This is a genomic window from Pseudomonas sp. IT-93MI4, assembly GCF_949767635.1.
GTDB lineage: Bacteria > Pseudomonadota > Gammaproteobacteria > Pseudomonadales > Pseudomonadaceae > Aquipseudomonas > Aquipseudomonas putida_A.
In genome coordinates, this window is record NZ_CATKPP010000054.1 from 382,710 (window position 1) to 395,354 (window position 12,645).

9 protein-coding genes are annotated in these 12,645 nt (G+C 60.1%); 6 read left to right on the forward strand and 3 right to left on the reverse strand.

The window, feature by feature from the left end; translation table 11 throughout:
- Nucleotides 1-98 precede the first annotated feature (98 nt).
- Entirely contained in the window at nucleotides 99-4,925 is a 4,827-nt protein-coding gene (locus ACM6I7_RS20825; RefSeq protein ID WP_414889212.1) for a hypothetical protein, read from the forward strand.
- A 53-nt stretch (nucleotides 4,926-4,978) separates the two neighbouring features.
- Here ACM6I7_RS20825 and ACM6I7_RS20830 read toward each other — a convergent pair whose 3' ends face one another.
- The gene (locus ACM6I7_RS20830) at nucleotides 4,979-5,248 is read right to left on the reverse strand and encodes a PepSY domain-containing protein (RefSeq protein ID WP_007961867.1); all 270 of its coding nucleotides are present in this window, start codon (nucleotides 5,246-5,248) and stop codon (nucleotides 4,979-4,981) included.
- Nucleotides 5,249-5,400: 152 nt separating this feature from the next.
- On the opposite strand from ACM6I7_RS20830, the gene ACM6I7_RS20835 reads away from it, so the two are divergent.
- Nucleotides 5,401-6,408 (forward strand): FecR family protein, encoded by a 1,008-nt coding sequence (locus ACM6I7_RS20835; protein ID WP_414889193.1) that lies wholly within the window; start codon nucleotides 5,401-5,403, stop codon nucleotides 6,406-6,408.
- An 89-nt stretch (nucleotides 6,409-6,497) separates the two neighbouring features.
- Here ACM6I7_RS20835 and ACM6I7_RS20840 read toward each other — a convergent pair whose 3' ends face one another.
- Nucleotides 6,498-8,843, reverse strand: a complete 2,346-nt coding sequence (locus tag ACM6I7_RS20840) for an acylase (protein WP_414889194.1) — start codon at nucleotides 8,841-8,843, stop codon at nucleotides 6,498-6,500.
- 277 nt (nucleotides 8,844-9,120) lie between these two features.
- Between ACM6I7_RS20840 and ACM6I7_RS20845 the strand changes: the two genes are divergently transcribed.
- Nucleotides 9,121-9,498: a fe2+ zn2+ uptake regulation protein gene (locus ACM6I7_RS20845; RefSeq protein WP_414889195.1), complete on the forward strand. Its 378-nt coding sequence runs from the start codon at nucleotides 9,121-9,123 to the stop codon at nucleotides 9,496-9,498.
- A gap of 18 nt (nucleotides 9,499-9,516) precedes the next feature.
- Here ACM6I7_RS20845 and ACM6I7_RS20850 read toward each other — a convergent pair whose 3' ends face one another.
- Nucleotides 9,517-9,705, reverse strand: a complete 189-nt coding sequence (locus ACM6I7_RS20850; RefSeq protein ID WP_007961862.1) for a hypothetical protein — start codon at nucleotides 9,703-9,705, stop codon at nucleotides 9,517-9,519.
- Nucleotides 9,706-9,862: 157 nt separating this feature from the next.
- Here ACM6I7_RS20850 and ACM6I7_RS20855 point away from each other — a divergent pair, with 157 nt between their 5' ends.
- From ACM6I7_RS20855 to ACM6I7_RS20865, 3 genes are all read left to right on the forward strand, one after another.
- Entirely contained in the window at nucleotides 9,863-9,997 is a 135-nt protein-coding gene (locus ACM6I7_RS20855; RefSeq protein WP_256214187.1) for a hypothetical protein, read from the forward strand.
- Nucleotides 9,998-10,261: 264 nt separating this feature from the next.
- Nucleotides 10,262-11,518 (forward strand): MFS transporter, encoded by a 1,257-nt coding sequence (locus ACM6I7_RS20860; RefSeq protein WP_414889196.1) that lies wholly within the window; start codon nucleotides 10,262-10,264, stop codon nucleotides 11,516-11,518.
- The gene (locus tag ACM6I7_RS20865) at nucleotides 11,515-12,645 is read left to right on the forward strand and encodes an acyl-protein synthase (protein ID WP_414889197.1); all 1,131 of its coding nucleotides are present in this window, start codon (nucleotides 11,515-11,517) and stop codon (nucleotides 12,643-12,645) included. Before ACM6I7_RS20860 ends, ACM6I7_RS20865 begins: the two co-directional genes overlap by 4 nt.

Sequence of the window (12,645 nt, forward strand, 5' to 3'; positions counted from 1 at the left end):
GTGCGGTAACTATGTACCACCTCTGTAATCGATCCGGTCTTTAGTCTCGTGTCTCAATTTACCGGTGCACCGGACGGTGCCCTGAACGAGACCCGATGATGCCTGCTCCCATTCCTCCCCTGCTGTTCCAGCCCATCCTCAACTCCCCCGGATCGTGGCGCGAACTCGGCAATCTCCATCACTTGTCGACTGCTGACTTTCAATGGCTGAGTCACGTGCAACTGGCGACCCACGCACTGCGCAGTCAGCAGACCCCGCCCATGCTTGCCCAGCGCATCCTGCTCAATACCGCTGGTGCGCCAGCGGTGCCTCTAGCCGGCAGTTTCATACTCAGTGCCACCCCGGATGATCACGGGATCCTGTTGTACACACCTTTCGCCGGGCTGAAAAAACATGCCAGCCTCACCGCCCTGACCGCGCACCTGGAACAGCAGCTGAACAGCGCCAGCGAGGACGACCGACTGCTGGCGTTCCTCGCCTTTTCCCAACGCAAACGACTGGCAGAACAGCACGGCATCAGCGTGACCTACCAGCTCGTCGAAGGCGATATCTTCGAAGATCAACGCGCCGTCATCGAGCATTGCCAGCAGCTCAACACGCAAGCGATGCTTGATGAATTGATGCAACTGCCCGAACTTGGCAGTCTGCTCCAGACCATAGTCGACGCACTGCTGACGCCAACGATGCGCGGCGTCGATCAGACACGCACGCGCGTGAACCTGTACGCGACCACGACTGCCACCGGCCCGGCATCGACCGACCTCGCTTCGCGGCATGGGCTTGAAGCGCTGTCGCTTGGCGATGCGCTGCTGTTGCACTATCGCCACACCGGATGGCCGGTTGGCCAGACCCATGAGTTTTCGCACCCCGACCGGACTTTCCAGGCCAGTGATCAGCAACACTGGGAGACAGCCGTCACCACGGCATCAGGCAAACTGCTGGTGTTGCTGTACCAGCAAATGGAGCGCTACTGGAATGGGCCCAGTGCTGACGGGGCCTCGCGGCGCGACGTATTGGCGCAGATCATTCGGCAGCAGGCGCTGGCGGACTTTTTGCTCAAACGCGAGGCTGGCATCATCGATCAGCGCCAATTCGACAGCCTGCTGACGTCGCTGGGTTTCAGTGAAAGTCTGGCACCTCGCGCGGCCGTGGAAACCGTGCGGTTATGGGAGCACCAGGCAAACTTCGTGGAGCTGGCCGGCGCGCTGATGATCGGCCATTCCGAAAGCTGCCTGTATACCCCGACGCACGGCTTGCAGGTGCTCAAGGACTACGCAGATCTAAAATCCATGCTGCTCGGCAAGTTCGCCAGCCCCGGGCACGAAGACGAACTCTATGGTCTGCTGAGTCTCGACGAGCGCCAGCGCTTCCTCGGTTTCGACCGGCCGCAGGTTTCCGGCAAATCGATCGCCGGAGACGTGTTCAGCGTACTGCTCGAATTGATCATCACCAAGCAACGACAGAACATCGACTATGCCTTGCAGTTGTCCCGGCACAGCGACGGCGTCGTGGATATCCGCGCACTGTTCGATAAGGCCCTGGACATCCGCTCGATGCTCCACGAGCGCCTTGTCACCCTGGATGCTCGCGGGCGCTGGAGCACCCGGCCGATGCTCACCGGCAACCCATTGCCTTCAAGGGTGCTGGCGGACACCGCCGCAGCCGAAGTGCGCAAGTTCGCCAGCATCATGCCAACCATCGCCGCAGACTTCGCCGCCCAGCCGTTGACCGTCACAGCGCTGCAGCGTACCTACCTGCAAGGTATCGCAGCGAAGCTGGCGCACGCCCTGTCTGTTGGCATCAATGGCGAAGCACGGTTGAGAGTCCTGGACGGAACGCTAAGCCGTCATGCACAAACCCTGGTCGACACCGTGTTCAATCCGGATCACCCGGATCGCAGCCGCCGCAAGGCACTCAACGGGATTCGGCCGGATGCCTGGTCATTGACGTTACAGGTCGCCGGTGAGAGCGAAGTGCTGCCGCTGGCCAACTGCGTCCTGCTCACGGAACGCGGTGGCCTCGATACGCAGCACTCCGGACGCGCGATCTTGTGGACCCCGGCTCTGGGCCTGGAAGTCTTCCGCTCGATCGAGCACGCCAGACAGGTTTTGAGCCAGCGGCTGCTGGATCCGCAAAAACGCCTGGTGCTGCTGGAAAACCTTTCACCACAGCACCAGAGGTTCCATCAACGCTACACGCTGGGACGGTTACAGCTGATCAGCGGCAATGTCCTGCAGGATCGCACCGAATCAGCGATCGAACACTTTCTCCAGCGCTGTGAACAGGTACGGGGCCGCCATTGGCCAAAGCCACGGGAACATCAGATCCTCAAGACGTTGAGTGAGCAAGTCGTTGAGACCAACCTGCAACGCGCCACCGCTCTGGCGATGGCACTCGGCAAGCAGCATTCACTGCCTGCCTGGCTGGGGATGGCCAGGCTTGAAGATCAGCAGTTGCACCTGGAACTGCTGGAACAGTGGCGGCACAGCGTCATCGACGACGAGGATTATCTCCATGCGCTGCCAACCTTGCGTGATTACATCAGGCAGACGCTTGAAACGCTGCTGAGCACCCGCTTGCACAGGCAGGATCTCGACCCCGAACAGATCACCGTCACCCCGGCGCTACCCCTGATCGGGTCCGCGATGAGCCTGACCGATTTCGCCTTGAACCATGCGCATATTGCCCAGGACACTGCATTCACCCTCAGCTCGAGCACCGACCGGGAGCTACCGACGGGACTCGACCAGCAAGCGGTCAGAAGCCTGCTGTTGTCCTTGAACGTTGCGACAACATTTGCCAATAAGATCACCACGGTGTTGTCCGCGAATGACGTCGACGCCGAACAACGCAAGCTGCGTTTCATCCAGCAACTACCCTGGCAACTGCTGCAACATGCCCATCAGTTACAACTGCAACAACGCTTGTCGACAAAAGCCTTCGACTTGATTACACAGGTGCTCGACATGCCCGATGCCGTCGCTCGTGCGACCGTGCAAGGGGCCGATGCGATTGTCCGGCCGTTGGCGCTGATCAAGACCGCCGGAGCCTCAGCGATCAAGGCGCTGGGGCTGTACTTGATCGGCCCTGCGGAAAAACCCGGCCCTCAGGTGCTTTATGCGCCCTACCATGGAGAACACGCATTCAGTGAGTTCGAGGACGAGGCGGCAGTGATCGCCGCGCTGAATACGCCGGGCTCACTGCAGGACCTGCTGCTGCGCCGCTTGCCGGAAGGTCAGCGTTCGATCTTCAGCGCGTTGTTCAAGGCGAGCAGCGGCCAGACGAGCGAGATGACCCTGGCCACCACCCCGATCAACGGCAACTTGCTGCTGCAGTTGTTCGACGACAATCTGGCCTTGTTGCCACACTTGCTGAGCAGCCATTCGCTGCCATCGGCGCAGGTGGATTGGGACGCCGCGAAGCACCTGTTCAGTTCCGGCATCCAGCAGATCCGGGGCCTGCTGCCGGGTAAACTCGCCTATGTGCAGTTTCTCTGGCAAAGCTACAAGGACTTCATGGGTTCGGCCGAAGCGTTGCAGGATCACCATTGGAAACGTGCGCTGGAAACCTTTGTCGCCGGCGCAGCGCAGATGATCAGTCTCGGGCGACTGGCGCTGGAGTCACGTCTGGAATCTCAAACCGTGGCAGCGCCGCAACCACCGCAGCCAACCACGCTGAGCGCCCCCGTCCTTGCGCAGACAAAGCCGACCGATCCGCTGCGCGCCTCGCTGCAGACATTCGAAGCTCCGACTATCGCCCTGAAGGATCTGACTCACGATGCTGCCGAGGGCACGTATCAGGATCTGACAACCAAAGCGACTTACGCCCCTATCGCCGGCAAAGTCTATCCCGTGGAGCGGCCGGGAGCCGTCTGGCAGATCAAAGGCGCCGAGCAGCCAGGCCCGGTGTTGCAACACACCGCTTCCCGGCAACTGGTGCTGGACCCGGATCGCCATACCGTGCATTTCGGCAAGGCCATGTCGACGATGTTCAACCATTACGCCACCCATCGCCAGGCGCGGTACATGCTGAATATCGAAGCGCAAGGCATGGAGGAAATCCGCGCCCGCCATCCGGAAAAAGCCCGCATGTTGATCGAGGCAATTGATCTGGCCCGGCATTACGCGTTCAACAGCCTGCACAATCTTGCGCAGCTGAGAAACTATGTGCCGGGCACCCGCCTCGATACTTTTCTCAAGTCTTTTTTTGACGTGCAACGGATTGATGCCGACATTCTCGACAAGCTGAAGCAGGCCATCGTGCCGATCTGTGATGCCTTGGTCGATCCAACAGAAGACCTGTTGAACACCAGTCGCTTTGTGGTCGGCTCGAACAGACACAGCAGCTCGGGTGTAATCGCCTTTGTGCTGGGTGGCGATTTACTCAAGAAAGTCCACTTCACCGAAAAGTTCTTCAATCAAGGGCTGGATTGGTACAACACAGGCCTGACCGAACCGTTCAATGTTGACGGGCATGCACGGGCAGCGACGCTGATCCACGAGTTTTCCCATCAGTTCAGCAAGACCGTCGACATTGCCTCCCTGGAAGCGCGGCGCCCGTTTGCTGATCTGATTGCTACGGTGACCGGTTATGGAGCTGCCCGCAAACAGGTACAGACACGATTTCAGCGCGAAGCACTGTCACTGTCCACGCGCCGTGAAGAGCTGTTTTCGCGCTGGAGCGACAACCTTCAGGAGTGGCTCGATATCGACGAGTTTGAGGGCATGGAACATGTGCGCAGGGAAGTTCTCAAGACCACGGGGACGAGGAATCTCGAGGACGCGCGAACGGCATTTCTCAGCCCGACCAACCCGCATCCACGCATCGACACGATATTGCGCAATGCCGATTCGATCGCCTTCCTGATTTGCGAAATGGGCCGCCAGCTGGATCCGGTAACCCAACCTCACGGAGGGCTCAACTGAGGTAAAAAAATGCGCAGGCGGTTGGCCTGCGCATGGTTTATCGCTGGGTGAACTCAGTCTTTCTGGTCACGCAATACATTGCCCGAGGCGCCATCGATGCGGAACTCATATACCGAACCGTCGGCCTTGCGGCCCTCGCCTTTCCAGTAGCCGTCATTGTCGGCCTCGATTTCATAGACTTCGACGTAACCGGCCTTGGTTTTCACGATCTCGATAGCCTTTTCAATGGTGACCCAGCCCGCACCGGGACGATCAGCCATGGCGGCACCGGCGCTGAACAAAGCGGCGGTGGCGATTGCAGCGGCTAAGGTTTTTTTGATCATTTTTTCACTCCATTTGTGGATGATGTTCCTCTGATGTCCTGTTTTTGGGCGTCTGCCGGAAAAATAAGTTCCACTTTGATGGGCAATTGCCATGACGGATGTTCTCGGCACCCGGCTCGCAAGGTTAGAATGCAGCAAATCAGGACGAGTCAATGACCCAAGAATCCCTCTCGGAAGCCGAATACGATGCGATCACCGATGCCGCCGCGCACTGGTGCATGCGTCTGCACGCCGTAGACTGCTCCGCCGAGGAGCGTCTGGCTTTCGAGCAATGGCGCGATGCGCATCCGCTGCATGCATTCGAATACGAAGCGATGCTGGAGATCTGGGACGTTGCCGAACATCTGCCGCGTCCGCCGCTACCCCCAACGCTCAATGTGCCGCTGACCGCTGCGGTGCCCGCCTGGCGGCGCTACGCAATTGCCGCGAGCGTCTGCGCCCTGGCCTTGCCACTGGCGGCGTACGGTGGCTGGAATCTGGGCTGGTTGCCCAACAGCTATCAGCATTTCGAAGCCACCGACAATGTCCGTCAGGTCACCTTGAAGGACGGCAGTCAGGTCGAGCTCAACCTCAATACTGAGTTGACCTTCAGCAATTACAAGGACGAGCGGCGGGTCACCCTGAAAAAGGGTGAAGCGTTTTTCGAAGTCAGCCATGACCTCTCCCACCCATTCGTGGTCAGGGCCGGCGAAGGCAAGATCCGCGTGACCGGCACCCGCTTCAATGTCTGGCTCTACGAAGATCAGGTGCGGGTCAACCTGATCGAAGGCTCGGTGCTGGTAACCAGCAACGCCGCCCTGCCCGGCGACGGCCTGCGCCTTGGACCGGCCATGCAGGCGCAGTACCGGCATGGCGACTACACGCCACAGATCAGCCAGACCTACGCCAACGATAACGCCCTGGCCTGGCGCAGTGGCAAGCTGGTGCTCGACAACCTGGCACTCAACGAAGCCTTGCCGCTGATCAATCGCTACCTGAGCAAACCGCTGAAACTGGCCGACGCCAGTACCGGCGCAATCCGTGTCGGCGGTGTCTACAACATCAAAGAGCTCGGCGGCCTCGTCAACACCCTGCCCAAGGTGCTGCCGGTCTACCTGACGCGCAATACCGAGGGTGATCCGGTGATCAACTCGATGCCGCGGCAGCCACCAAAAACCTGAAACCGGGCACCACCTGCCACGGTTAACTCAGGGCAACAAAAAAGCCGCTGTTCCCGTCAAGGAGCAGCGGCTTTTTCGTTCAGGACACCTTACTGCGCAGCTACTCCGGCAGTCTTGTCCGTCACCTCGCGAACCGTCTGCACCTGATACTGCGGATCGGCAGCGATCTGCTGCTCAGTGAACGGCAACACACTCCACTGCTTTTTCGAAAATACCTCGGTCTGATCGCGAGAGTATTTCGACTCCGGGTCACTCGACAGCGAGAACGCCAGCAGCCCTTGAGCGTGCGGGCCTTTGTCGTCGAAGGTCACCACTTGCAGGTAGCTGGTGCCGCTGACCACTTCGAGTTTGCCGTCTTCACGCGGCACGCTCTGGATCGCGTTGTAGATCCCCAGCGTTCCCGGCCCGCCGTGAATTGCGGTTTGTTGAGCGCCGCTGCTCGCCACCTGAATATCGCCCCAGCGGGTTTCAGGCTTGAGACCCATTTTCTGCGCAGTGGCAGCCGACGCCAGCAGCGCTTCACGCAGTGCCTTGCTCACCGCCGGTTGCTCGATCGCCAGACCGCGTGGCGTGTGCTGCGGGTCTTTTGGATCGAACGGCACACGCCAGACATCCGGCGACGCTTGCAGCGCCTGCATGATGTTCTGGAAATGCACCAGACCAATGCCCGAATCCAGATTCGCCCGGCCATCCCAACCCTTGAGACTGGCACAAACCAGCTTCAACGCGGCCGCGTCCGCACCCAGATCCGCAGCGCAGAACTTCAGCAGATCGGGCAGCACCTGAGTCGCCAGATAGACGTTGTCGTCCATCACCATCTGTTGCAGATCCTTCACCGCCAGCGGCCCTTTTTTGCCGAGTGTGTTCAGGCGCTCCAGCGCAAATCTTGATCGCAGGCCCAGCGGCTGGCCGTCCTGACTGATCAGCGGCGAGAACCCGGTCAGCGGTTGTGCCGGGTTCGCCAGCCACGCGGAATCGTTGGAATGCTGGACGAAGTCCTTGCGCAACAGTTGCGGCAGCTGGCTGGCGGCATAGATGCCCTTCTGCGCAGCTTGCGGATCGATATCCCAGGCGCAAGCGCTGTTGGAACCGTCGAGCACGATCATCTGCAAGCCGATGCGCGGGTCGCTGCACTTGGCCAGTTTGTCGGCGCTGACGTTCGGCACCACCGACAGGTTCATATACAGCGTCTGCCCCTTGTCATCCACGGCCAGGGTGTTGACCCAGGGGATGCCCTGAAGCTTGTACACCGAATCCTGCAGAGCCTTGAGGCTCGACGCCTGGTTCATCGCGTACCACTGCGTCAGCACGCGATCATTGTCCAGGTTGGCGTCGCGCAGGCTGTAGGCGTACTGATGATCCCAGTCGAGTTTGCCCGGCCATTGCACGATCGGGCCGAACTGCGAGCTGTAGACATCGCGCGAGACCGGCACCACCTGACCGTCCGCCTGTTTGACCTGCACAGTGACCGTCTGCTTGTTCAACGGCAGCGACTTGCCGTCGAGCAGGTAGCGGGTCGGGTCTTTCGGGTCGAGTTGCAGACGATACAGGGTGAAATGTTTGGATGAATCCACCGTGTGGGTCCAGGCCAGATGCTGATTGAAACCGATGTTGATCATCGGCAACCCCGGCAAGGCTGCGCCCATGACGTCGAGTTTGCCCGGAATGGTCAGGTGCATCTGGTAAAAGCGCATGCCGCCAACCCATGGAAAATGCGGGTTGGCCAGCAGCATGCCGCGTCCGTTGAACGAGCGTTCGCTGCCGACCGCCACGGCATTGCTGCCGCGATCCAGAGCGAAGCGCTGCAGGCGCGCGTCCGCCAACTGATAGGCCCGGGCATCGCTGCCGAGCTGCGCCGTGGCCTGCGGCGGCGTCGCGCCAGCCAAGGCTTCGGCGAACTGCCCGACACCGCCCTCGACCAACAGGCGCCGAGTGAGTTTGACCAGATCTTCGGCGCTGATATCACGCACCCACTCACCCTGGCACTGTTGCGGGAGACCCTGCTGGCGGCGTTCGGCGAGATAACGGTTATAGCCCGCGGCATAACCTTCCACCAGGTCGTGCACCTGCGCCGGTTGCGCGCCCCAGAAGGCTTTCACCGCTGCGGGAGTGTTGAGCCAGGTGAAGAACAGGTCGCTGACGCGATTCTCGCGTTGTTCGACGGTGAACTGCTCCGGCCCGAAATAACGCGAGCGCTGGCCATTGACCGTGACGATCTCGTTGGCCAGCAGGCACAGGTTGTCCTGCGCGTAGGCGTAACCGATGCCGAAACCCAGTCCGCGTTCATTTTCCGCGCGGATGTGCGGCACACCAAAGGAGGTGCGGCGGATATCGGCACTGGCTTGTGCAGCGGGACTGAACGCATGGGCGGACAGACTGAGTCCGAGAAACGCACCGGCGAGGGCCAGTCCGGTTAACTGTCGGGAAATAATCACACTCGCTCCTGAACGACAAGACAAGGATCGGCGCTTGCGCCGGATCCACTCTGAAATTGATTCATGCGCCTGGGCGCAAGACGGCTGTTCAGGAAACGAATGCGAGAAAAAAAATTTAGCTCGATTGAGGAAGGTGAAATTCACTGATTACGGGAAAACAACGAATAACCGACAAAATTTCTACATATTTCCTTTCATGATTTGTCGTGCTGAAACGTCTTGTTTACTGAGAGCAGTCAAAACGTTTCCTGATCGGGCTCTGAAAAGGAGTAACCCCATGTACAACTCGCAACTACCAATGGACGGTAGCCAGGCGTCACCAGGAGCTTCCATGAGTTCCCGCGCGAGCAGCTTCGCCCCCAGCCCCGAGCGTCAGGGCAATGAGCGTATTCGTCTGTTGCTGAAAAGCTTCGGCCTGCGCACCAGCCTGATTCGTCTGAAAGTCATCGACGCCCTGCTGGTCGCCGCACAAAGCGATCGACGCCTGGGCGTGCGCGGCGTGCACAGTCAACTGCTGGATCTGGATATTCCGTTGTCCTTTCTCAGCGTGCGCGAAGTGTTGAAGCGTCTATGCGCCGAAGGGGTGGTCACCTTCAACCCGGACAAGAGTTACAGCCTGCATCCACGGGCTGCTGCCGTGCTCAATCACGATTGAAGCGTCCCGCGATCGCCGTCAGGGCTTGACCTTGCGGCGCATCACCCCGTTGATCACCACCACGACCACCGCCACACCCATGGCGATGTACTGGAACATCTTCTGACTGATCATCCCGGCATTTTGCAGCCAGGACAGGCCGAGCATGATCGCCAGCACCGACAGGGCGATCAGGATCGAGTATTTCAAACGTTGCTTCTGGGTCATTGCGGGTTCCTGAAACTTTCAAATGTATCCGGTTTGTATCCGGTTGCATGCCATGCACATACCGTGTTGCGGGGATGGGCCTGGCCGAACGCGGTCTCATGTTACAGCCGATGAAGAGTTTTGGCTTCATGCCGGCGTAACCATGAGGATCTTTGAAATGTTCCGTCGAATCACCTGGCTGATTCCCCTCCTTGCCGTACTGACCTTGAGCGGCTGCATCATTTTCCCCCACGGCGGTTGGCATGATGGCCACCATCGTTATCAGGAAGGCCCCGGTTATTACCATCGATAGAACAGGATCGTTCGCCCGCCGGTGCGCCTGAAATACCGGTCGGGATACCTCACCAGCCTTTTCAATGCCAACCATGCCCGCCCGCCAGCGGGCATTTTTGTTGGCGCGGCAGTGCCTAGCCAATGCCTTTTCGATCAGCCTGCGGGGGTCAGTAAATACGCTGTAAGTATTTGAAATTTCATGTCGCAGCAAAGGATTGGCTGCCGCGACAACTCTGCCTCTAGTCTCTGCGAACTTTTCTCGCTTACTGAAACAGGGATGTTTATGCAGAGAACCTTGATCGTAATGACGCCCGTGCAGATTATCGGATTCTGCCTGGCCATTACCGCTTTTGAACTGCTCACCTATATGGCCAGCGACATGATCATGCCGGCCATGTTGACGGTGACCCGCGAGTTCAACGCCGATACCCGGCATGTAGCCAACGCCTTCAACCTGTATCTGATTGGCGGCGTGTGCCTGCAATGGCTGATCGGCCCCCTTTCCGACCGTTACGGCCGGCGTCGCTTGCTGTTGCTCGGTTGTGCGCTGTTCGGCCTGGCGTGCAGCGCCGCAGTCATCACGCAGCGCATTGAAGCCTTTAATGCGTTGCGCCTGATCCAGGGCATGGGCCTGGGCTTTGTGGTCGCCGTCAGCTACCCGACCCTGCAGGAAGTGTTCTGCGAGGCCGATGCCGTGCGCCTCATGGCATTACTGGGCAACGTGGCGCTGCTGTCGCCGCTGCTCGGCCCTTTACTCGGCAGCCTGCTGCTGGAATGGCTGAGCTGGCGACAGATGTTTCTGGGGCTGGCGGCAACGAGTGTGGTTGTCTGGCTCGCTCTGTTTGCCTGGATGCCGGAAACGATCGACGTCGTGCGCCGTGACAGCCAGCGACAGGCTCCAGCGGCGTTTTCGCTCAGGCAGATCGGCCTGGGTTACCTCGCGCTGCTGCGCAACCGACGATTCATCGGCGCCAGTCTGACACTGGGCCTGATGAGCCTGCCGCTGATTGCCTGGATCGGACTGGCGCCGGTGCTGCTCATGCAACGCCTGGAGCTGTCTGCGCTGGAATATGGCCTGTGGCAGATCCCGGTGTTTGCGGCGGTGATCCTCGGTAATTTACTACTGGATCGATTGCTCGTCGGGCACACGCTCGCCCAGGTGATCGGTCTGGCCCTGTGGCCGTTTTGCCTCGGACTGCTGGGGCTGATCGCTGCTGCCCTGAGTTTGGCTGCGCTGCCATTGGCCGTTTGCGCACTGGCCGTGTATGCACTGGGGCTTGGTATGAGCAACGCCGCGCTGTACCGCCTCGCGCTGTTCTCCAGCGATGCGGGCAAGGGGCTGGTCTCGGCCATGATCGGCATGCTGTCGATTGCCGTGATGGGCAGCGGCGGCTCGCTCATCGCCATCATCGGCGGTGGCTCGAACCTGCAATCCTTTTCCCTGCTCGCCGGCCTCGGCGGCCTGCTGTGCCTGCCCCTGCTCTACCGCCTTCTGCGGCACCCGCCGCGCCCACCACACATCAATAAGGATATTCGATGACTCTGTTCCCCCACAGCGATGCGCTTTGCGCATTGCCGCAGCCCTATTGCCAGGAGGCCGTCCCCAAAGGGCTGTTCAATCTGGCCATGAGCGAAATCACCCGGTTTCACGCTCACCATACGCCCGGTTATGGCCACTGGTTGAACGCCCATGCAATCGCTGTCGATGACCTGGACGAGCTCGACGACTGGTCGCAATTGCCACCGATTTTCGCCAGTTTCTTCAAGCAACAGATGCTGCTCAGTCCGACGGGCGAAGACGCCCTGGAACTGACTTCCTCCGGCACCAGCGGGCAGAAGAGCCGCATGCGCTACGACGCGCGCAGCCTCGGCGCCGCGCAGTACATGGTCGAACGGATTTTCGCCCAATATGGCTGGATTGCCCCGCATGCCCCGTGCAACTACCTGTTGCTCGGCTATGAGCCGGAGCAGAAAAACACCTTGGGCACATCCTTCACCGATCAATTCCTGTGCGGTTTTGCTCCCGCCCATCGGGTGGTTTACGCCCTGCGTCGCAATGGTGACGGCCACCAGTTTGATCTGTTCGGCGTGATCAGCGCCTTGCAGGCCTTTGCCGAAGAAGGTCTGCCGGTGCGCATCTTCGGCTTCCCCGCCTTTCTCTGGGAAACCCTGCAACGCATGCGCGCCACCGGCGTGGCGGACCTGCAACTGCCAGCTGGATCGCTGGCATTTTTCGGCGGCGGCTGGAAAACCCGCGCCGCCGAAGAAGTCCCCAGACAAGCCTTATATGCACGGATCCAGCAACAACTGGGCATCGCGACCCAAGACTGTCGCGACGGTTACGGCGCCGTCGAACACGCGGTGCCTTACGTCGAATGCGCCCACCATCACTTTCACGTACCGGTCTACGCAAAAGTATACGTACGCAGCCCGGTGGATTTTTCAGTCTTGCCCTATGGCCAGCGCGGCCTGCTGAATCTGGTCTCGCCCTACATTTCCTCAAGCCCGGCCCATGCCGTGGTCATGAGCGATCTGGCCACGCTGCATCCGGGCACCCGTTGTGCCTGCGGTCTGGCCAGCGACTGGTTCCAGTTGCATGGCCGCGCCGGCACCACGGCCGCGAGGAGCTGTGCCATGGCCGCGTCCGAACTGCTGGGGAGGCACTGA